Raw genomic sequence first — 20,271 nt, 5'->3', positions numbered from 1 at the left:
GACTTATGGACGCCTCCCTCCGCGACGAACTCAAAGCCTTCACCACTGAACTAGCCTTCGCCAGCGGCGAACTCATCATGCGCTACTGGCGCGGGGAGGACATGCACGTCGAGCGCAAGGCCGATTCCACTCCCGTGACCGATGCCGACCGGGGCGCGGAGCAGCTCATGCGCAAAATGATCGCCGAGCGCTACCCTGCCCACGGCATCATCGCCGAGGAGTTCGGCAACGAGCGCGAGAACGCGGAATTTGTCTGGGTCCTCGACCCCATCGATGGCACCAAATCCTTTATCAGCCATGTCCCGCTCTTTGGCACGCTGATCGCGCTCCTGCACAAGGGCGAACCGGTCCTGGGCTGCATCCACCAGCCCGTCCTGGGCGAACTGCTCATCGGCGACAACGAGACCTGCATCCTCAACGGCTCCCCCACCCGCGTGCGCCCCTGCCCCGACCTCTCCAAGGCGGTCATTTCGACCACCGACCCGGCGCTCTTCGCGCAAGGCAAGCACCACGTGCCCGGCCTCGACCGGCTGGCGGAAGAAGCCTGGCTGACCCGCTCCTGGGGTGACTGCTACGGCTACCTGCTGGTGGCGACGGGACGCGTGGACCTGATGCTTGACCCGGTGCTGGAAACCTGGGACCTGATGGCGCTCATCCCGATCATCCGCGGGGCCGGAGGCGTCATCACCGACTGGTACGGCAACGAGCCCACACAGGGCCGCTTTGCCGAGGGTGCCACCGGTAATCCCGGCAGCCGTTCAGCCGTCGTGGCCGGGCCGGAAGTTCACCGGGCCGCGCTGGGCGTGCTCTTGGGATAATCGCGGCGCGGCACGCGTCCGATCACCGGCCGGTTAAAGGCCAGCGTCCCGCCCTCCAGATAGCCACCGAAGGCCATCGTCGGCATGACCGCGGCGGCCTTGCCCAAAATCGTGCCCGGCTGGAGCACGGCATTGCAACCGGCTTCCGCGCAGTCGCCCATCAACGCCCCCAGCTTGCGCATCCCGGTGTCCTCGCGCCCGTCCGGGGTCTGCGCGATCACCGTGCCCTGGTCGAGCCGCAGGTTGGCGCAGATCACGCCCGCGCCCAGGTGCGCCTTGTTGCCGAGGATGGAATCGCCCACGTAGTTGAAGTGCGGGGCCTGCACGCCTTCGAGCAGCATGCAGTTTTTCAGTTCGGTGGAGTTGCCCACCACCGAGCCGGGGCCGACGATCACCTTGCCCCGGATGTACGCGCCGGGGCGGATTTCCACCTCCGGGCCGATCCAGGTCGGCCCCTGGATGACCGCGTACGGGGGGAGCTTCACCGTGTAGTGGATAAAGACTTTACCGCTGATTTTGACGCCTTCGGGGATGTTCCCGTGCATGCCCTCGGCCCGCAGGTAATCAAACTCCTGCGCGGCCATGCCGACTTTCATCACCCAGACCCAGGGTGCGTCGTCCGGGCTGAAGTACCGGGCAAAAGGCATACTTTCGGGGAAATCGAACAGGTCGCTGGCTTTCATCTTAGAACACCCACTCTAAAAAATCCTCCCCACCAGTCGAAGCTTATTTTCCGGGGTGCGTGACCGCACTGGACATTGAGGGGGTCCGGCTGGACCAGCAATCTGCCCCCTACGCCGCCAGAAAGGCGGCTACCCCGTGCGTGGCCGCACGGGGGACGATGAAGGTGGTAGCAAGCCGCCCCGATACAGCCAGAAAGGGGACGCCCTATCCGCTTGCTGAGGTTTATAACCGGTGATGCTCAGGGCCGGTATCAGACCGGGCCGGGGTCGGCTCCCTCAGGTGGCGAAGGAAGTTGCCAAACGGGGCGGAATGTGCTTACTGTTCGCCCCGTAAGTGGAAGGGCTCGGCACCAGTCTGAAAATCCCCGACCTGTGGCAGCAGGAGGCTGTTAATTATTTGAAAGAGGGCAAGGATGTCGTCGTCCACGCCCCGACCGGCGCAGGCAAGACCTACATCTTCGAACTGCTGATGAAGGCCGGGTTCAAGCATCAGGCGATTTACACCGTGCCCACCCGCGCCCTCGCCAACGACAAGCTCTACGAATGGCGGCGTCAGGGCTGGAACGTCGGGATCGCCACCGGCGACATTGCCGAAAAGACCGACGCCCCCGTCGTCGTGGCCACGCTGGAGACCCAGAAAAACCGCCTCCTCAAGGGCGAAGGCCCCGGCCTGCTCGTGATCGACGAGTACCAGATGCTCGGTGACCCCAGCCGGGGCGTGAACTACGAACTCGCCGTGGCCTCGGCCCCGCCGGGCACCCAGCTTTTGTTGCTCAGCGGCAGCGTCGGCAACCCGCAGAAGGTCGTTTCCTGGCTGCGGCGCATTGGCCGCGACGCCGAAATCGTTTACCGGCACGAGCGCCCTGTCCCGCAGGACGAAATCATGCTGGAGGCTCTCTCGGACCGCCTGCCGGGCAACATCCGGGGCTTCTGGCCGCGTTTCATCGCGCGGGCGCTGGCGGCCGATTTCGGGCCGATCCTGGTCTTCGCTCCCCGCCGACACGCCGCCGAGGATCTCGCCCGGCAGTTGAGCGCCGCCCTCCCCCTGCCCGAGTGGCTGGAGTTGACCCCCGAGCAGAAGCACCTCGCTGGCGACCCGATGGCCAAGCTCTTGCGTAACCGCATCGCCTTTCACCACAGCGGCCTGAGCTACCAGCAACGCGCCGGGCTGATTGAGCCGTTGGCCAAAAAGGGCCAGCTTCGCGTCATCGTGGCCACAACCGGGTTGGCCGCCGGGATCAACTTCTGCATGAAGTCCGTCCTCGTGACCGACCGCGAGTACCAGGCCGGGAACCGCAGCCAGCTTGTCCGCCCGGATGAGTTGTTGCAGATGTTTGGCCGGGCCGGGCGGCGCGGCCTCGACGAAAAGGGCTACGTGCTGGTGGCCCCCGGCAAGCCCCGGCTCAACGAGGCCCGACCGCTGCAACTGCGCCGCTCCCCGCACATCGACTGGGGAAGCTTTCACGCCGTTATGCACGAGGCCCGGCGCGAGGGCGAATCCCCCGTCTCCGCCGCCGAGAGCCTGTCGGAGCGGTTGTTCAGCGAGCGTCCGGTCGAGTTGGGCCTGCGGCAGTTGAACATTTCCACCGCCAGCCATTCGCTGGTCCACAAGGCCGAAGCCGAGAGCGCCTCCAATGCCCCCCGCCCCAAGATCAAGGAGATGCTCAACTCCGAGGGCGAATGGGAGCGTCAGCGCCCCCGCAGCAAGGTGCGCCTGGGCGAAACCCTGATCCACGCCAAGGGCCGCTGGAAAAACGCCCTGCGCCTGCCCGAGTCGCTGGCCCGCATCCAGGTGGGCAACCTCTGCAAGCTCGGCGGCGAGGCCGGTAATATTTACGGGCGGCAAGTGGCCCTCGCCATGATGCCGCAGGCGGCCAACTCCGGCTCCGTCACGCTGGTCAAATGGATGTACCAGCAAGTCCGCGCGCACTACGGGCAGCTCGACCCCGAGGCCCGCCTGCCGGGCCGGTATTGGCGGCTGGAGCACTTCGAGCGCGACCTGGTGCCGCTGCTTCCGTACTTCACGCAGGGCGGAAAAGTCCTCGACCTGATTGAGCACAAGGGGCTGATCAGCGCCCGGCTCGACTACTCCGGAGCGCAAGTCTTCGCGCGGGTGGACTCGCACGGGCGCGCGCTTATCAACCCGCCCTTCCGCGTCGTCGAGCCGCCGCCCTTCCCCACCTTTGCGGAGTTGGCCGGGCCGCCCGCCGGGCTCCAGCACGCCCGCTCCACCCCCGCCCAGTGGTGGCACCAACTCGGACTCATCGACGAGCATAAGTGCCCGACCCGGCGCGGGGTCATTTTCAGCTTTTTCAACCACGGCGAAGGGCTCGCCATCGCCGCCGCCCTGGAAGACGAGAGCTACGCGCTCGAAGACCTCCTTTACGACCTGGCCAACCTCCGCGCCGGGCACCGCTTCGAGGAGTACGAGGACGCCAGCGCCCGCCTGGGCAATGTCTGCCGCCTGCGCTACCACGGGCTGACCTGCCCCGGTTACCTGGAGCAGGGCGTCCCTCCCGAGTACGGCAACGGCGCGGCCGAAGTCCTGGCCAAGATCCGCACCAGCCCCGGCTCGCGGGCCGAACTGGTCACGGAAAACCTCCGCCACGGCGACATCGAACGCGCCCTGTTGGAGTGGCGCAGCATCCTGAACCACATCTGCTTCGCCCCGGACTACCACTGGGAACGCTGGCGCGAACTCAAGGAGCTGGCTCGGGTCTTTGTTGCCACCTACTTCTCGCTCGCGCAGGTGAGCGACCTGCCCGAGCTGACCCACGCCCAGCGGCAGCGCTTCAACTGCCGCCTGCGTTGGTAAGCCAGCGTTTTTATTTGAAACGCAGGAGCCGCCTCCGGGCCGAAAGCCTTTTGCCCGATAGGGCGGTTAAAAAAATACTGAACCACCATAGTTAAATGGTTAAATGGCCAATTGTTAATTGTTGGATGCGAAACGTAGAAAGCAACAATTAGCCATTTTAACCATTTAGCCATTCGGGCTTTTTGTGGCGGCTAGGACTTTATTCAAGCTCCTGACTACTCCACCTCTGCCATGAACGGCGAGGCGGGCAACCCCTGGCCATTGTAGAGCGTGGCGGGCGGGTTGTTGCGCCAGGCATAGCGCACCTGCGCGGGCTCGGCGACTTCTTCGGCGGAAACGACCACGGTATCCCCCGCCAGCACGGCGTCCGCCGGGACAAAGTCCCCCCCGGCTGAGGCCAGTTCAAAGCCCGCCAACTTGTCCCCCTTCCGGGTAAGCCCGCTGGCCGCTTCGGAAAAGGTCAGCACGACTTCGTTACCCTGGCGGCGGGCCGCTTTGAGCAACGGCCCGGAAGCATCGCCCTGGTCCAACCCGTAATGGCGGACCGAGGCCAGGCGGGCCAGCCGCTGACCGACCTCGGTCTTGTCCGGCGGGTGGCCGATGGGCGTTTTCCCGTCGATCACGATGGCCGCTCCCGTTTCCGGCAGGGCCAGCGCCTCCATTTGCGCCGCCCGGAACTGCGCCCACTTCATGTCCGTGCGGTCGTAGTCCCACTGGTAGTTGGGCAGTTGCACGAAGTAAAAAGGCATTTCCGGCGCCCCCCAGCGCTCCCGCCAGTCCTGGATGAAGACCGGAAACATTTGGGCATAAGAGGCTGCGTTGCCGCTGTTGCCCTCGCCCTGATACCAGAGTACCCCGGCCATCGAGTACGGCACGAGCGGGGCCACCATGCCGTTGAAAATCCCCGAGGGAGCTTCGCGGGTGCCGGGTCCGGGCGGCGGCTTGGGGTATTTTTTCCAGTCGAACTCCTCCCCCTTCGCCTTGGCCTCGGCGGCGCGGCGACGGTACTCCTCGCGTTCCTTTTCGTAAGCGACCATTTTCTGCGGCAGTTCCTCCAGCACCTTCTCCCAGCGCTGTCCCACGGCAGGAAAGGATTCCAACGCGCGCGCACTCATCCAGGCCTCGATGCCAGTGCCGCCCCAACTGCTGTTAATCAACCCGACCGGCACGCCGAGCCGGGCTTGCAGTTCGCGGGCGAAGTAATAACCAACCGCCGTGAACGACCCAGCCGTCTGCGGCGAGCACAGCGCCCAGGAGCCCTCGGCCTCTGTTCCCGGTTCCTCCAGCGAGATGTTGCGGACCTTGAATTCACGGATCAGCGGGTAGTCCGAGCCCGCGATGAGCGCGTTGGCGTCGGGCACGGACTTGAGCGGCCAGGCCATGTTCGACTGCCCGGCGCAGAGCCAGACTTCTCCCACCACGACATCCTTGAGGACCACTTCCCGCGTGTCGCTGCGGACCGTAAAATCCCTTCCCTCGCTGCTGCCCTCCAGGGGCGGCAGCGTTGCCTGCCAGCGTCCGTCCTCGTCGGCCGTGGCCGTGGTGTCATGCCCGGCAAAACTGACCACCACGCCGGAGCCGGGTCGGGCCAAGCCCCAGACAGGAAGCGGCTGCCCGCGTTGCAACACGGCGTTATCGCGAAAGAGCGGAGCAAGCGTCAGAATCAAATCCGGCTCGTTGAGGGAAGCGTCGAGCTCCTCCCTCGTTTGCTCCGGCAAGATCGCAGCCGGGCGCGGAGTGCCGGGGGCGACGGTACCGCTCAACTCCAGCGAATCCAGGCGCAGGTAGATCTGGCTGCTGCCGGACTTGCTGCTCACGTACACGCGAATGTCGAACGACTTGAGTCCCTGATAACGGGCCGCGCCCAGGTCCGCCGTGTAGCGCGTGAAGGTCGGCTCGACTCCGTTAAAGCTGTGGGAAGCCACGGTGACCGAGCCGGGCTTCAGTTTCAGGTTGGCGGAGTCCAGTCCGGTCCGGACAACGGCCTGCACCGTGACCTCGTGGCTGCCCGAACTGCGGCTGCCGCCCAACTCAAAGGCGAACGTCTCCGGACGCAGCACATAGCCCTCGTTCGCCGTGACGCTGAAGCTCAGGCAACGCTCGCCGTCAAACCCTCCGAGCGTCGTGCCCGTGTCGATATAGGCGTTACCCTGTGAGGTGCTGAATCCGCCGCCGGGCACCGTCCACTGGGCTTCGGAGGCCGTCACGTGTTCCGCCACGGAAGCCGTTGCCAGCCCATTATCAAAGGAATAGGAAGCGAGACTACCAGCCTTGGCAACAACGGCAGAGGCCAGCACCACCACGAAGAGGGCGGACATTTTCATGGCAATCAAACGGAAGGGGGTAATCACTGGAAACATCAGTCGTCGGAGTCGGCGCGTGCCTGGCAGGAACGGACGTTTATCGTCTCGATGGAAAGCACACTACGGTATCGGCCCGCGAACAGCAAGGGGCAGTGGTTATGATTTCAGACCATACACTTAGAAATAACCACGGCACGCCAGCACCGAAGGTGAGGCAGCCGCCTCTGCCTGCCCGCGATAAAACTCGACTTCACCGCCCGCGGGCACCTACAACATCCTGAAACTCATCCACCGATCCCAGCCAGCGCTACCAACTCTCATGTACTTTTCAAAGTGCAGAAGGTGGGTACCGCTCCTCCGTTTTTCCCTATGATTAAAGAAGCTTCTTTCCGTACCTGCCCGATCTGCGACGATAGCACGGTCGAATGCCTCCACCACCAGAAGTTCACGCTCCCCAGGGATCATCCCCTGCCCGCCCAGTTCGACGTCGTTTCGTGCACGCAATGCGGGTTCGCCTACGCCGATACGGCGGGTGATGAAAACGCCTACAACCGCTACTACGAAAGCTACTCCAAGTACATCGACCAAAAAAATTCGACCGGCGGTGGCGGCAGCTCCGTGGACAAGGAACGCCTCGAAATCATGGCCGCAACCATCGCCGCGCAGTTCCCGGACAAGGACGCGCTCGTCGTCGATATCGGCTGCGCCAACGGTGGACTGCTTCACATGCTCAAGGGGCTGGGCTTCACGAACCTGCTCGGTGTGGACCCCTCTCCGGTCTGCGTGAAAAACACCCAGGAGCTGTTCGGCATTCCCGCCGAACAGGGCTGGCTCGGCGAACTTCCGCCCGCGGTCCATTCCGCCGGGCTGATCGTGCTCTCACACGTGCTGGAGCACGTGCTGCACCCCCGGCTCTCCATCGAAAAGCTTCGCGACCGGCTCGCCCCCGGCGGTATGATCTACGCCGAGACCCCGGACGCCGACCGCTATGTGGACTGCCTGACCGCCCCCTTTCAGGACTTCAACATCGAGCACATCAACCACTACGGCCCCGCCTCGCTGGAAAACCTCTTCGAGGCCGCCGGCTTCCGGGCCATCTCGGTCCAGACGAAGTTTATGGAAACCGCGCCCGGCATTCCCTACCCGGCAGTCTTCGGCTTTTTCCAGAAAAAGGACGGCCCTGCGACCGCTCCGGCCGAGTGGGTCAGGGACGAGACCTTTCTCCCCCACCTCAACGACTACATCGGGCGCTCGCGCGAAAAGCTGGCCGCCCTCGACCAGCAGTTGACCGAAGCCCTGCGCGGCCCGGTCATTGTCTGGGGCACGGGGCAACTAACCCTCAAGCTCCTGGCCGAAACCCGCCTGGGCCAGGCCGAGATCGCCGCCTTCGTCGATTCCAACCCCTGCAATCAGGGCAAGGAACTCCAGGGCATCGCCATCCTCCCCCCCGCCGCGCTGAGGGACATGCCTGCGCACCCGATCATTATCGGCACCATGCTTCACAACAAGGTGATCCGCGAACAGATCACGCAGGAGCTTCAGCTCGCCAATCCTGTCATTGAACTCGCCTAGCGCCGGGCGGAGGCGGGCTGTTTTTGGACGCTCGTGCCCGCGCACCAGCGGGATTCCACCAGCGTGCAGCAAGGGCGTTCCGGCAGGCCGGTTTCGTGCCGGTTGAGCATCCCCACGACTACATCGACGCTCATGCGCCCGATGGCGTGGTCGTTCTGATCGACGTAGGCCCAGAAGCTGCCCGATTTAATATCCCCGAAGATCACCACGGATAAATCCTCCGGCACACGTACGCCGAAGGATCGGATAGCCTTCCCGGTCTCCTCTCCGCCCACGATAACCGCGTCCGGGCGAAAACGCTCGTACCACGCCTGCCACTGCTCCCGGTTGAAGGGTTCGTCGAAAACCAGAAACGGGTTATCCCCGCTGGAGAGACCGGGCATGCACTTGCCGAGAAAGCCGCCCAGAAAATGGTCGTCCGTGCGCTCATTGTGTTCACGGGAAAGCACCATGCCGATACGCCGATGCCCGAGTTCGCGCAGCTTGCGAATCGCCAGCGCACTGGAGGCGGCCTGATCGTTCGCCACCACGTGCAGCAACGGCGCGCTGAGGGAATATCCCACGCGCACGGCGGAAAACTCGCTGATATCCCACCGCCAGCGCGTGCGCGGCTTCGGGTGCGGGCCGACGATCACCCCCATGATCCCGCGAGCCTGGAGCATGCGGCGCAGCGAGGCCGGGGTCATCCCCTCGGCCTTCGGACAGACCGGCAACAGCGAAAACCCAAGCTCGGCAGCACGCTCGCGGGCTCCTTCCTGACAATCACCGAATGTATGGTAACGAGGCGGATAAACCGCCGTGTCAAACAGGTTGATCCACACCAGCGCCGCCTGGTAACGCGCGGCCTTGGTCTGCTTGCGGTACTCGGACAGGGCCTTCAGCATCGGGTCCGGCCGGTAGCCCATCTTTTTCGCGATCGCGCAGACCTTTTTGCGGGTCGTGGCTGATATTTTCGGGTGGTTGCGCAGGGCCAGCGAAACTGTCACATGGCTCGTCCCGGCCACTTCCGCAATATCGCTCAGCGTGACCCGCTGGGGCAACGGGGGCTTGGCGTCGGCGTCGGGTACTGAGGGCTTCGGCATGACAGGTCTTACACAAACGAAAAGACGGACGGGTCGGTTCTCTCCCCGGCTTGGTAACGCCTTCCAGCTTGCAGGAACCACCCCTGCTCTGGCAAACCGATAAAACCGGCACCGACCGGTGGCCCCACTCCATCGTGCGCGGTTCAAGAGGCAACAGGGTTACCGGAGAAAAATAGGTGCGCCTTACGCGACACCTCCCCGGCAACCCCGCGTGCAGTACCCCTCGACCTCATGTTCCGCCACGCAGGCGGTTGTGACGCCGGGAATTTTTGTTATCGAAACAAAGGCATCAGCCAGTTCGTAAACCAGCGTCCCTGAAGCCGGTCTGCCCGACTCAGCAACGCCGCCCGCGGCGACGCAGCGCAAGTGCAAAGGTGACCGCGGCCAGGCCGACGAAGACGATCGTTCCCGGCTCGGGAACAACAACGGCGAGTTCGCCCGCCGCCTGGTCGAACTGGTAGTTAACCCCGGAGGCGGAGCCGACCCACACATCGCCCTCCTTCGTCAGGGTAACGCCGTTGATAGAGATGGTGTCGAAGTCACCGCTCTCGGAGCCATACCCGGTGAACAGCGCCCAGGAGTCGCCGACCGTGTAAGTACCGTCAACAGTTACGATGAGCGAGCCGCCATAGGTCAAGATCCCGCCGTCGAGCTGGATGTGGTCGTAGGTCCCGGCCCCGGTCCCGGTGATCCCGAGCAGGACTTCCGCCGTCGATTGCAGGCTCAGATCGTCGCCGAAGGAGAACGTGCCCGTACCGGTACCATCCGCGCCGGGCGAGAGTTGACCGGCAACGATGGCCGCCCCCGCGATGTCGCCCGTACCGATAAAGGAGCCGTTGAGCCCGACGGTCAGCGCGCCGGTATTGTTGATGCCCGAGTCTTGCAGGTTCAGCGTGCCGCCGTTGATTTCGAGCGTGGTCACTTCCATTGCCAGCGAACTGGCATAGGTCACCGTGCCGCTGAAGGCGTTGTCGTTGTCCCCGAGCTTGACGTTGACGACCGCGTCCGGGGTCAGGATCGAGCCGGGGTTATACGGGGAGGAAGTCTGCGGTGCGTTGCGGGCTTTACCCAGGTAGCTGTTCGTCGCGAACAACCACGAGCCCGACCCGGCGAAGGTCACCGAACCATTGGCCGAGTCCACTGTGTTCTGCACATAGGCCCGCTCAAAGATGCCCACGCCCGTGCCGTTATTGGTCAAAAGCATGCCCTTGTCGAACTGCAGACGGCCCCGGCGGTAGTTGTTCTGGGTCCGAGTCCCCCCGCCAAAGAACACCCAGCCATCCGTCGTGAAGGCGGAGGTTAGCGTGAACTGCCCGACAGTTTCACTATCCCCGAGCACAAAATAGGGATCGCCTGCCTGATAAAGGCGCGCGCCGGAAATATCGAAGGTGATGGAATTGAGAATGCGAGGGTCTGAATCCCAGCCGCCGATATTTTCAATCGTATTGTCAGCGGCCATCCCGGTGTTGCTGTTGATGAGCACATCCACTCCCGCCGATGCGCTGCTGCCGGGGACTTCGCCGTTGGACCAGTTGGCGCTGTTACTCCAGGACGAATCGGCCGCGCCCGTCCAGGTAACCGTTTCAGCCTGAAGGGAGGAAATGGCTCCGGCAACGAGAAGACCGGCCATGCAGAGGGAATTGGGGTACATTTTCATTGGCATGCCCAGAATCCTACTCCGCCCCCGGTTAGATTCAATGCCGACAGCGGTTTCACATTTAACCTGATAAAAACAGACGTATCAGCCCAAAAACGAACATATTCAACACCGGCTCATCAACGACAAGAACCGCATATCTCGTCAGGTTGGCAGGCCATCTCCGACGCAAGATGCCAACAATTTATCGACAAAACCGCCCGATCCCGGCAATGATCAAACCTCCACCCACGCGCCTGCAACTGCCCTGATTCGTTGAAAAAGGTAATCACGCAAAAAGACCTGGCCGAAGCGACCGGACTGAACCAATCGACAGTCAGCCTCGCCCTGCGGAACGACCCGCGCGTCAAAGAGGCAACTCGCCGCCACGTCCTCGAAACGGCCCGACGCCTCGGCTACCGTAAAGACCCCATGCTCTCCGCGCTGGCCTCGTACCGCAGCCGGCAGCGCGACAGCGTTTTCCACGGGACGCTGGTCTGGCTCTGGCGACCGGAGCTGCTCCAGTACCGTCAGGATCAGGACTCGGCCTGGAACCGCTATCTGGAAGGCGCCCGCCGCCGCTGTGCCGCCCTGGGCTACGCGCTGGAAACGCTCGAAGTCCCCGCCAGCCCGCAGGAGCAACGCCGCCTTTCCGACATTCTCTACCACCGGGGCATCGAGGGCATCCTCGTCCCCCCGCAACAGGTGTCCTCGGAGGCCCCGCATTTCCAGTGGGAGCAGTTCGCCGCGGTCACCTTCGGCTGGTCGGTCAGGGAACCCAACTTCCACGCTGTCAGCCCCAACCACTACCAGAACGCGATCACGCTGGTCAAAAACCTCCACCGCCTCGGCTACGAACGTGTCTCCGGCGTCGTGCTCACGGGAGGTAACTACGACCGGGCGCATTTCCACCTCTGGACTCATGGCCTGCAGGACGCTTCCCGCCAGTATGCCAGCTCCGGCCCCGGCATCCCTCCCCTGCTATTGAAAAAAACGGGAGGTTCCATCCGCGAGGTGCTGCTGCGCTGGCTCGACAAATACCGCCCCGACGCCATCGGCGTGAGCGCCGAGCACACGGATCTCCTCGTCGAGGAGTTGAGCGCGCTCGGCCTGAAAGTCCCCAACGACATCGCCGTGGCCACCCTCTTTCGCCCGGCTTCGGAGAGCCGTTACGCCGGGATCTACGAGAACTCCACCCACATCGGTGAGGCCGCCGTCGATATGCTGGCCGGAGCCCTCCGCCGACGCGAACACGGCATGCCGCCGGTCCGCCGCATGATGCAGATCGAAGGCACCTGGGTGGACGGCCCGACCGCTCCTGGTGCGTGACCGCACCGGACAATCATGCCACACTCAGACCGCTTTCATAAAGCCCGAGATTTAACAGGAAGTGCGGGAAGTGCGGGAGGCTACGCCGCTGAACTGGCTTGGCGTCCTCCCCGGCCTTCCTGTTTAGAGCGGCTTAAATAAAGTCGTAGTCGCCACAAAAAGGCCGAATGGCTGAATGGTTAAAATGGCTAATTGTTGTTTTCCCCGTTCCGCATCCAACAATTAACAATTGGCCATTTAACCATTTAACGATTGTGACTACAGTATTTTTTAAAGCGACCTCAATACGACTTGGCGAAAATGACGCGCTGGGTGCTGGGCTTGCCGGTGTAGATGCAGGTGCCCGGCTCACCGTCGTAGCCGAACTGGCCTTCGAGCGGGATATTGCGGATCGTCACCTTCATCTCCTTGGCGAGGCGGTCCTCGTCCTCGGCGTCGCCGCCCCAGTGGGCGATGGCGAAGCCACCGTGGATTTCCGGGCGCTCGGCGTTCTGCGGCGTGAAGTACGCCTTAAAGTCTTCCAGCGTATCGATAGTCTGGGTGTTCTCGGCGCGGTGGGCCTGGGCGCGGGCGAGCATGTCGTCCTGAATGCCTTGCAGGCGCTCGGCCACGGTGGCGACAAACTCGGCGCGGGGCAGGCCGACCTTTTCGCCGGTGTCGCGGCGGGCGACGAAGACGGCGTTGTTCTCGATGTCGCGGGGGCCGGCCTCGACGATGAGCGGCACGCCCTTCTTGACCCAGCTCCAGCGTTTTTCACCGCCGCGCATGTCGCGCTTGTCGATCTCGACCTCCACACGACGCCCGGCAAAACACTGAGCCTGAAGCTCCTTTTTCAGCGACTCGCAGTACTCAAGCACGGCGGCGGCTGTCTCGGGCTTGTGCATGACGGGCAGGATAACCACATGCGAAGGAGCCAGGCGCGGCGGCAGCACGAGGCCGTCATCGTCGGCGTGGGTCATGATGAGCCCGCCGATCAGGCGCGTGGACACGCCCCACGAGGTCGTCCAGGCGAACTCCTCGTTCCCCGCCTCGCTCTGGAATTTGATCCCGCTGGCCTTGGAGAAATTCTGCCCCAGGAAGTGGCTGGTCCCGGCCTGCAGGGCCTTGCGGTCCTGCATCATGGCCTCGATGGAAAAGGTGTGGTCCGCGCCGGGGAAGCGCTCGCCGGGGGTCTTTTCGCCACAAATGACGGGCATGGCCATGTAATTCTCCGCGAAGTCAGCGTACACGGCCAGCATCTTGCGCGTCTCCTCCATCGCCTCCTCGGCGGTGGCGTGGACGGTGTGCCCCTCCTGCCAGAGGAACTCGGCGGTGCGCAGGAATAGCCGGGTGCGCATCTCCCAGCGAACGACGTTGGCCCACTGGTTGATGAGGATCGGCAGGTCCCGGTAGCTCTGGACCCACTTGGCGTACATTTCGCCGATAATCGTCTCCGAGGTCGGGCGGACAATGAGCGGCTCCTCCAGCGGGCTGTCGGGCTTGAGCCCGCCGTTGCCGTCATCGACGAGGCGCGAATGCGTCACCACAGCGCACTCCTTGGCGAAGCCCTCGACGTGGGCGGCTTCTTTTTCCAGGTAGCTTTTGGGGATGAAGAGCGGGAAATAGGCGTTCACGTGCCCGGTGTCCTTGAACATCTGGTCGAGCACGTGCTGGATGTTTTCCCAAAGGGTGTAGCCCCACGGCTTGATCACCATGCACCCGCGCACGGGCGAGTTTTCCGCCATGTCGGCGGCCTTGATGACCTGCTGGTACCATTCCGGGTAGTCTTCGGCCCGCGTCGGGGAGATGGCTGTCTTCGCTTTTGCCATAAGCGGTCTATGCAAGCGTCCGGCTTCGCCGTGGCAAGCTCATTGCGCGGGCGCGGCCAAGGAAATCTCCCCGCCGGTCAAGCCGGTCGACGCTGCCAGCCGATTACTTGCCCGCCGCGCTCAACGCAGAAATAGCCTTGAGCGCGCGGGCGATGCCCCGGCGCTTGGCGTCCTGCATCCGCCACTCGAAGCTGAATCCACTGGCCAGCCCGCGCAGGCGATGCCGGACCTCGCCCAACGCACCGGGCGCGGGCGGCAAGCCCAAACCGTGCAGGTGCGAAATGACAACATTCGCGTAAGTGGACTCCTCGGCGATGCGCAGCAGGTAGTCTTTTTTCAGGCGGGCGGCTGGCATGAGGTGGACCAGCCGCAGGCTCGGAAAAACCCCGAGTCCGAGGCCGAGCGTACAGGCGGTGAAGGCCAGGTCTGTATCCTCTCCCCGGGCGAGGGAATTGCCGGTCGTGCCGATCTGAGAGCGAAAATCCTTGTCGAAATCCCGCGCGTAGGCCTCCACCACTCTGCGGCGGATGCACAGCCCCGCCCCCCAGGGGCAGGTCCGGTAGTTCGGGAAGCTCGCCCACTCCTCGCGGATAACGTCGCGGATGGCCAGGTGCACGAGGTAAGGGCGCAATTCGGGCGCGGGCTCGGTTTCAAACTCACCCTCCAGGTGCCCGCTCCAGGCCCCCAGAAACGGGTGCGAACGCGAAATCTCCAGCGCCCGCTCCAGATAGTCGGGGGCGAGCAGGTTGTCGTCGTCCACATAAACCAGCAGGTCGCTTTTCGCCTCGCGGCAACCGGTGATCCGCGCCCGGGCCAGACCGGGAACCGGCTCGAAAATCAACCGGAAAGGCCGCTTCGTCCTATCCGCCAGCGCGGACACCGTGAGCGGCTCGGGCGAGGCGTTGTCCACGATCAGCAGCTCCCACTCGCCCGCGGGCAGCGTCTGCTTCGCCAGCGCCTCCAGTGTCCGGCGCAGAGGAGCCGGAGCGGGGTTGTAGGTGCAGATGATAACGCTGAGCATGGAAGCGGTGAGGTCCGTTTACGGTTTGCCGGAGAATTTTTCCTAAAAAAAACGAAATCGACCGATCAGGTCAGTTCCTTAAGCAGCCATTGGGCCGGGGACATTTCGCGCTCCTCACCGAGCAGGTGGAGCAGTTCGCGGGCGGCCTCGCGCGTCGCCTCCAGCCGGGCCGGATCGCCGAGGCACAGGTCGAGTTCGCGCCCGAGTGCGGCGGGGTTGGCTGCGCCTTGCAGGTACTCGGGGTAAATATCGCGCCCAAGGAGGATGTTGGCGATGCCGAGCCGGTCAATGCTCACCACACGCCGCCCGATGAAGTACGTCAGCGGGTTGGCCCGGTAAACAATCGCCCCCGGAATCGCTGCCAAGGCGCAGTTCAGCGACATCGTGCCCGAACTGGTCAGGACGGCGGCGGCTTCCGCCACCTCGCCGCCGGGGCGCAGGCTGACGCGATCCGCCAGTGACGGGAAAGCCGCCAGTTGCTCCTCCAGGACCCCGGCAATGGCCGGGCTGGGAAAAATCGCCACCGCCCGCTCGTCCGGGGAAACACTCCTCTGCCCCGCTGACGGTTCACCGCGGCCCGCGCGCGTGGCAGCGTAACGCCGCTCCAGCGCCCGCAGCATGAGCGGGAAAATCCGCCGCACGGGTGTCTTTCGACTGCCGGGCAGCAGCAGCAGCGGGCCGTCCGGCGCATAGCGCAGCGGCAGGTGGTAGTCCTCCCCCGTGAAGGGGTGGCCCACGTAAGTCACGGGCAGGTCGGTGTCATCGTAACACTTGACCTCGAAGGGAAAAATCACGGCCAGAGCGTCGAGCAGCTTGGCCATCTTGAAGCGCCGGTGCCCTTTCCAGGCCCAGATTTGCGGGCTGATGTAGTAGAGCAGGCGCGTTTCTCCCCCGCCCTTCACGCTGATGCCCTCCTTGTGCAGGCGCTCGGCCAGGCGGAGGTTGAAGCCCGGGTAATCGACGAAACAGACCGCGCGCGGCCGGTGCTCTTTGATCCACGTCACCGTGGCCTCGAAGAGGTTTTTGAAAAAGCCGTAGTTCTTCAAAACCTCAAACAGCCCCACGACGGAATGCTGGGTCAGGTCGAACAAAAGCTGCGCTCCGGCCTTCTCCAGTTCCTCGCCGCCGATCGCGCACACGCCCAACGACGGCTGCGCCGCCCGCGCCTCACGCAGAAGGCGGGCCGCGTGCTGGTCGCCGGAGTGCTCACCGGCGATGATGAGCAGGTCGGGCCGAGCGGTAGGTGTGGGCAAGGTCATGATAGAATGCTAAAGATAATAGCTCACACGGAGGCACGGGGGCACGGAGTTTTACTGGGATTGCAGTTGCCCATTGATGACGCGGCTGATGCCGGTTTTCATGAGTTCGTCTCCGAAGTTTAAAAGGTAGCCCAGCTTGAGACCGGTGAGTCTTAGATAGGTGAGCAATTGCTTGTTGTGGGCGCGGGAGATTGCCTCCACGGATTTAAGTTCGAGAATGACTTTGTTTTCAACGATCAAGTCTGCGCGAAATCCTTCTTCAAAACGCATCTCCCTGAATACAACGGGGACCGCTACCTGTCGCTCAACCGCTAAGCCCCGTTGCTCAAGCAAAGTGGCCAACACCGATTCATAGACAGATTCCAAAAGCCCTGGCCCCAGTTCACGGTGAAGCTCGATCGCCGCCTGGACCACAATGTCCCCAATCGCATTCTCCTCCATCTCTGTGCCTCTGTGCCTCCGTGTGAGCAAAAAGACTACCCGCGCCGTTCGTTCGCCTCGCGGATTTGCTGGGTGATCTTGAGGGCGACCTCAAGCGCGCTGCGGCCGAGGACGGCATCGACTTTCGGGGCGGTGTGCTTGCGCACGGCGTCGGTAAAGGAGGCCAGCTCCAGCAGGAGGGGCTCGCCCTTTTCGATGGGGATGTCCTTCTTGCTCAGGCCGAGTTTGCCCTTGCGGATGAGGTGGCCCTTCTGCTCGGCGAAGTTGAGCGAGAGGTAGGCGTTGGGCTGGAAGACGCGGATCTCGCGCACCGGCTTGCGGCTGACGCGGCTGGTATTGATGTTGGCGACGCAGCCGTTCTCAAAGGTCAGGCGGGCGTTGGCGATGTCCTCGCTCTTGGTCAGGACGTTGACCCCGACCGAGTCCACCCGCACCAGCGGCGATTTCACCAGTTGCAGGATGACGCCAATGTCGTGAATCATCAGGTCGAGCACGACGCTGACCTCCACGCCCCGGATCTTGAACTCCGCCAGCCGGTCCGCCGTGATGAAGCGCGGGTCTTTGACGTGCTTTTCCAGAAAGGCCATGACCGGATTATAGTGCTCGATATGGCCGACCTGCACCAGCAGCCCGCGCGAGGCGGCGGCCTCGGTGATCTGCTCGGCCTCCTCCAGCGTGGGGCAGATGGGCTTCTCAATCAGCAGGTGGCAGCCCTTCTCCAGCAGCGGCAGCGCGACCTCGGTGTGGCGGTCCGTCGGCACGGCCACACTGACCGCTTCGCAACGCTCGCCCAACTCCTCCAGGGATTCACAGACGTGCGCCCCGCCGTGCTGTTTGGCGATCTCGCGGGCGCGCTTGGGGTCGGCGTCGTAAATACCGGCCAACTCGCAGCCGGGGAGCTGGTTGTAAATCCGCGCGTGGTGCTGCCCGAGGTATCCGACCCCGGCCACCCCGCATCGCAAGGGATTTTTATCTGCCATAAACAAAAGAGCTTAGCGGACCGGGAGCATTTTGGGAATGAATTTTTTCACTCACACGGAGGCACAGAGACACAAAGGTATCAGGCGGAAAGATCGCCGTTAATGATACGCTTGATGCCATTCTTCATCAACTCCTCGCCAAAGTTCAACACGAACCCAAGCTTCAATCCGGTCAAACGCAAGTAGGTTAACAATTGTTTTTGATGGGCGCGAGTAATGGCCTCCACTGATTTCAGTTCAAGGATAACTTTCCTGCCAGCAACAATGTCCGCCCGAAATCCTTCTTCGAAGCGCATATTCCTGAAAGTAACCGGAATGGACACCTGGCGCTCAACTTCGATGCCTCGCTCAGCCAGAAGCCGGGCCAGCACAGATTCATAGACACTCTCCAGCAAGCCTGGCCCAAGTTCCCGGTGCAGTTCAATCGCCGCATCGACAACTTCCCGGCCAATCTCGTTTTCTGTCATCTTTGTGCCTCTGTGCCTTCGTGTGAGCCAATCTCCTCCATCGCTCCGCCGCGCATGTAGAGCTGACGGCTGGTGCGGGCGGCAAAGGCCGGGTTGTGCGTGACCAGGCAGAGGGCGACCTGTTCCTCGGCGCACATTTTTATAAAAATGTCCATGACCTCGGCCCCGGTGTGCTCGTCGAGGTTGCCGGTCGGCTCGTCGGCCAGGACCAGCGCGGGGCGATTCAGGAGGGCGCGGGCCAGGGCCACGCGCTGACGCTCCCCGCCAGAGAGCTGGCCGGGCATGTGGCGGAGGCGTTCGGAGAGCCCCACCTGCGCCAGCAGGTCACGGGCGCGTTCTTTTTTGGCGGAGTCGAGCTTGCCCGCCAGCCGCGCCGCCATGAGGACGTTTTCCAGCGCGTTGAGCTCCGGGATCAGGTAGTAGGACTGGAAGACCAGCCCCATGAAGGTCGTGCGACGCAGCGCCCGCCAGTCGGCGGACTTTTTCAGGACGTTCTGGCCCTGCCAGCGGACCTCGCCCGCGTCGGGCAGCTCCAGCGTCGAGAGGATGTAAAGGAGCGTGGTCTTGCCCGCGCCGGACTCGCCGCGGATGCTCACACTTTCGCCCGCGTGGACGGCCAGTTCGACGCCGGAGAGGACTTCGATGTCGGCGTCCGGGCCCTTGAAGACCTTGGTCAGGCCGGTGGTCTGGAGAACGGGGTCACTCATTGCGGAGGGCGTCGGCGGGTTTGAGACGGGCGGCACGCCAGGCGGGCAGCAGCCCGGCCACGGTCGAGACGATGATGGCGAAGGTGATGATGAGGATGAAGTCCCGCGCCTCGTAATGCACGGGCAGCACGCGGAACTGGTAAAAACGCACCAGCGTGTCGGCGCTGTTGGTCGCGCGGGCAAAGGTGTCCACGATCTGCACACGGTAGTGAAGCGCCAGCAACGCCAACCCAACCCCGAGCAAGGAGCCAACCACCCCGATGATGAAGCCCTGGAAGCAGAACACGGCGGCCATCTGCCGGGAACGCCCGCCCATCGCCCCGATGAGCCCGATCTCGCGGGTCTTGCGCACCACGGCGGTAAAGAGCGAGCTGGCGATGGAGAACGAAGCCACCAGGATGATAAACAGGATGATAAACGACATGACGGCCTTTTCCAGCGAGAGGACAAAGAGAATGTCGCTGTTGCGGTCGAGCCAGGTCACGGCCCGGTAGGGGGGCTGGAGCTGGTCGTTGAGCTGCTTGGCCACGGCGTCGGCCTGGTTGCGGTCTTTCAGGCGCAGGGAGACACCGTGCGCACCATCCCCGAGGCCGTAAAGCTCCTGCATCAGCCGCAGGGTCACGATCATGGTGTTGGCGTCGATCTTGTTATAGCCGGTATCGAAGATGCCCGCCACGGTCAGTTCGCGGGGAAGCAGCACCTCGTCGCGCTTGAGCTTTTCCAGCATCAGGGGCGAGTAAACCTCAAGTGTTGAGCCCTTGTAAGCGCCGATGGAGGCGGCCAGCCCGGCCCCGAGGAAAACCGTCTCGTCGTCGAGGTCCTCGTAGCGGCTGTCGCCGCGCAGATAACGGTCGAAGGGGATGATCGGCTCGTCCCCGAGCACATCCACGCCCAGCACGTAAGGGAAGGCCGGGATGTTCCGGTGCATCATCATAACCATACCCTCGGCGTAGGGGGCGACGGTCTCCACGCCCTCGATCTGCTCGGCCATCTCGACCAGCGGCCAGGTCTGATAAATGATCCCCCCACCCTGGATGCGGACATGACCGTCGGTATCGGAGAGCTTGTCGCGGATCTCGTTGCCAAAGCCGTTCATGACGCTCTGCACGATCAGCAGGACCATCACCCCGAGGGTGACGCCGATGACCGAGACGACGCAGAACAGCGACACGAAGCGCCCCGAGGGAAAAAGCTGCTTGAGCGCTAAATACAGGTACCAGGGCATTTGTTCAGAAAAAGTTTGGATAAGCGGATGTCAACTCCGGGTCCGGCCAAGTGTTATGTTAGCTATTTTTTTGGTAAAAATGCTTCACCGCAGAGACGCAAAGGCGCAGAGCGGTTCTGCCGTTT

At 63.3% G+C, this 20,271-nt stretch carries 16 protein-coding genes; 4 read left to right on the top strand and 12 right to left on the bottom strand.

Annotated features, from left to right (window positions below; all coding sequences use genetic code 11):
- Positions 1-5: 5 nt before the first annotated feature.
- Positions 6-818 (top strand): histidinol-phosphatase, encoded by an 813-nt coding sequence (hisN, locus tag H5P28_RS02040; protein WP_185674030.1) that lies wholly within the window; start codon positions 6-8, stop codon positions 816-818.
- On the opposite strand, the gene H5P28_RS02035 is transcribed toward hisN, so the two are convergent.
- On the bottom strand, positions 785-1,501 hold the full coding sequence (locus H5P28_RS02035) for an acyltransferase (RefSeq protein ID WP_185674029.1): 717 nt from the start codon (positions 1,499-1,501) through the stop codon (positions 785-787). The two genes, hisN and H5P28_RS02035, sit on opposite strands and share 34 nt — an antisense overlap.
- Before the next feature lie 334 nt (positions 1,502-1,835).
- On the opposite strand from H5P28_RS02035, the gene H5P28_RS02030 reads away from it, so the two are divergent.
- The gene (locus H5P28_RS02030) at positions 1,836-4,316 is read left to right on the top strand and encodes a DEAD/DEAH box helicase (protein WP_185674028.1); all 2,481 of its coding nucleotides are present in this window, start codon (positions 1,836-1,838) and stop codon (positions 4,314-4,316) included.
- 215 nt (positions 4,317-4,531) lie between these two features.
- Here the strand turns inward: H5P28_RS02030 and H5P28_RS02025 are convergent, their stop codons facing one another.
- Positions 4,532-6,640, bottom strand: coding sequence for a sialate O-acetylesterase (locus tag H5P28_RS02025; RefSeq protein WP_185674027.1), 2,109 nt, complete (start codon positions 6,638-6,640; stop codon positions 4,532-4,534).
- A 348-nt stretch (positions 6,641-6,988) separates the two neighbouring features.
- Here H5P28_RS02025 and H5P28_RS02020 point away from each other — a divergent pair, with 348 nt between their 5' ends.
- A complete protein-coding gene (locus H5P28_RS02020) occupies positions 6,989-8,191 on the top strand; it encodes a class I SAM-dependent methyltransferase (RefSeq protein WP_185674026.1) in 1,203 nt (400 codons plus the stop codon).
- Here the strand turns inward: H5P28_RS02020 and H5P28_RS02015 are convergent.
- Both H5P28_RS02015 and H5P28_RS02010 read right to left on the bottom strand, forming a co-directional pair.
- On the bottom strand, positions 8,188-9,273 hold the full coding sequence (locus tag H5P28_RS02015) for a LacI family DNA-binding transcriptional regulator (RefSeq protein ID WP_185674025.1): 1,086 nt from the start codon (positions 9,271-9,273) through the stop codon (positions 8,188-8,190). The genes H5P28_RS02020 and H5P28_RS02015 overlap by 4 nt on opposite strands.
- Before the next feature lie 334 nt (positions 9,274-9,607).
- The gene (locus H5P28_RS02010; protein ID WP_185674024.1) at positions 9,608-10,903 is read right to left on the bottom strand and encodes a PEP-CTERM sorting domain-containing protein; all 1,296 of its coding nucleotides are present in this window, start codon (positions 10,901-10,903) and stop codon (positions 9,608-9,610) included.
- A gap of 282 nt (positions 10,904-11,185) precedes the next feature.
- On the opposite strand from H5P28_RS02010, the gene H5P28_RS02005 reads away from it, so the two are divergent.
- Positions 11,186-12,238, top strand: coding sequence for a LacI family DNA-binding transcriptional regulator (locus H5P28_RS02005; RefSeq protein ID WP_185674023.1), 1,053 nt, complete (start codon positions 11,186-11,188; stop codon positions 12,236-12,238).
- Between the two features lie 281 nt (positions 12,239-12,519).
- Here the strand turns inward: H5P28_RS02005 and proS are convergent, their stop codons facing one another.
- The 8 genes from proS to H5P28_RS01965 form a co-directional block, all read right to left on the bottom strand.
- Complete coding sequence (gene proS / locus H5P28_RS02000; protein WP_185674022.1) at positions 12,520-14,046, bottom strand: proline--tRNA ligase; 1,527 nt, start codon at positions 14,044-14,046, stop codon at positions 12,520-12,522.
- A 103-nt stretch (positions 14,047-14,149) separates the two neighbouring features.
- Positions 14,150-15,067: a glycosyltransferase gene (locus H5P28_RS01995; RefSeq protein ID WP_185674021.1), complete on the bottom strand. Its 918-nt coding sequence runs from the start codon at positions 15,065-15,067 to the stop codon at positions 14,150-14,152.
- Positions 15,068-15,132: 65 nt separating this feature from the next.
- Positions 15,133-16,326, bottom strand: coding sequence for a lipid-A-disaccharide synthase (locus H5P28_RS01990; RefSeq protein WP_185674020.1), 1,194 nt, complete (start codon positions 16,324-16,326; stop codon positions 15,133-15,135).
- A gap of 51 nt (positions 16,327-16,377) precedes the next feature.
- Positions 16,378-16,767, bottom strand: coding sequence for a GxxExxY protein (locus H5P28_RS01985; protein WP_185674019.1), 390 nt, complete (start codon positions 16,765-16,767; stop codon positions 16,378-16,380).
- A gap of 35 nt (positions 16,768-16,802) precedes the next feature.
- Entirely contained in the window at positions 16,803-17,747 is a 945-nt protein-coding gene (locus H5P28_RS01980) for a Gfo/Idh/MocA family protein (RefSeq protein ID WP_185674018.1), read from the bottom strand.
- Between the two features lie 80 nt (positions 17,748-17,827).
- Positions 17,828-18,214, bottom strand: a complete 387-nt coding sequence (locus tag H5P28_RS01975) for a GxxExxY protein (RefSeq protein WP_185674017.1) — start codon at positions 18,212-18,214, stop codon at positions 17,828-17,830.
- Positions 18,211-18,921 (bottom strand): ABC transporter ATP-binding protein, encoded by a 711-nt coding sequence (locus tag H5P28_RS01970; protein WP_185674016.1) that lies wholly within the window; start codon positions 18,919-18,921, stop codon positions 18,211-18,213. The genes H5P28_RS01975 and H5P28_RS01970 overlap by 4 nt, the downstream gene beginning before the upstream one ends.
- Complete coding sequence (locus tag H5P28_RS01965) at positions 18,914-20,146, bottom strand: ABC transporter permease (protein WP_185674015.1); 1,233 nt, start codon at positions 20,144-20,146, stop codon at positions 18,914-18,916. The genes H5P28_RS01970 and H5P28_RS01965 overlap by 8 nt, the downstream gene beginning before the upstream one ends.
- Positions 20,147-20,271 lie beyond the last annotated feature (125 nt).

The organism is Ruficoccus amylovorans, from assembly GCF_014230085.1.
In the GTDB taxonomy this organism is placed as follows: Bacteria; Verrucomicrobiota; Verrucomicrobiia; order Opitutales; family Cerasicoccaceae; genus Ruficoccus; species Ruficoccus amylovorans.
The sequence above is the reverse complement of the archived record's forward strand: the minus strand, read 5'-3'. Positions and strand labels throughout refer to the sequence as shown.

Excerpts from the sequence above, each read along its gene's own strand:
- H5P28_RS02010 (WP_185674024.1), bottom strand. The coding sequence starts at position 10,903 with ATGGCCGGTCTTCTCGTTGCCGGAGCCATTTCCTCCCTTCAGGCTGAA.
- H5P28_RS01985 (WP_185674019.1), bottom strand. The coding sequence starts at position 16,767 with ATGGAGGAGAATGCGATTGGGGACATTGTGGTCCAGGCGGCGATCGAG.
- proS (WP_185674022.1), bottom strand. The coding sequence starts at position 14,046 with ATGGCAAAAGCGAAGACAGCCATCTCCCCGACGCGGGCCGAAGACTAC.
- H5P28_RS02025 (WP_185674027.1), bottom strand. The coding sequence starts at position 6,640 with ATGAAAATGTCCGCCCTCTTCGTGGTGGTGCTGGCCTCTGCCGTTGTT.
- hisN (WP_185674030.1), top strand. The coding sequence starts at position 6 with ATGGACGCCTCCCTCCGCGACGAACTCAAAGCCTTCACCACTGAACTA.
- H5P28_RS01980 (WP_185674018.1), bottom strand. The coding sequence starts at position 17,747 with ATGGCAGATAAAAATCCCTTGCGATGCGGGGTGGCCGGGGTCGGATAC.
- H5P28_RS02015 (WP_185674025.1), bottom strand. The coding sequence starts at position 9,273 with ATGCCGAAGCCCTCAGTACCCGACGCCGACGCCAAGCCCCCGTTGCCC.
- H5P28_RS02035 (WP_185674029.1), bottom strand. The coding sequence starts at position 1,501 with ATGAAAGCCAGCGACCTGTTCGATTTCCCCGAAAGTATGCCTTTTGCC.
- H5P28_RS01995 (WP_185674021.1), bottom strand. The coding sequence starts at position 15,067 with ATGCTCAGCGTTATCATCTGCACCTACAACCCCGCTCCGGCTCCTCTG.
- H5P28_RS02020 (WP_185674026.1), top strand. The coding sequence starts at position 6,989 with ATGATTAAAGAAGCTTCTTTCCGTACCTGCCCGATCTGCGACGATAGC.
- H5P28_RS01970 (WP_185674016.1), bottom strand. The coding sequence starts at position 18,921 with ATGAGTGACCCCGTTCTCCAGACCACCGGCCTGACCAAGGTCTTCAAG.
- H5P28_RS01965 (WP_185674015.1), bottom strand. The coding sequence starts at position 20,146 with ATGCCCTGGTACCTGTATTTAGCGCTCAAGCAGCTTTTTCCCTCGGGG.
- H5P28_RS01990 (WP_185674020.1), bottom strand. The coding sequence starts at position 16,326 with ATGACCTTGCCCACACCTACCGCTCGGCCCGACCTGCTCATCATCGCC.
- H5P28_RS01975 (WP_185674017.1), bottom strand. The coding sequence starts at position 18,214 with ATGACAGAAAACGAGATTGGCCGGGAAGTTGTCGATGCGGCGATTGAA.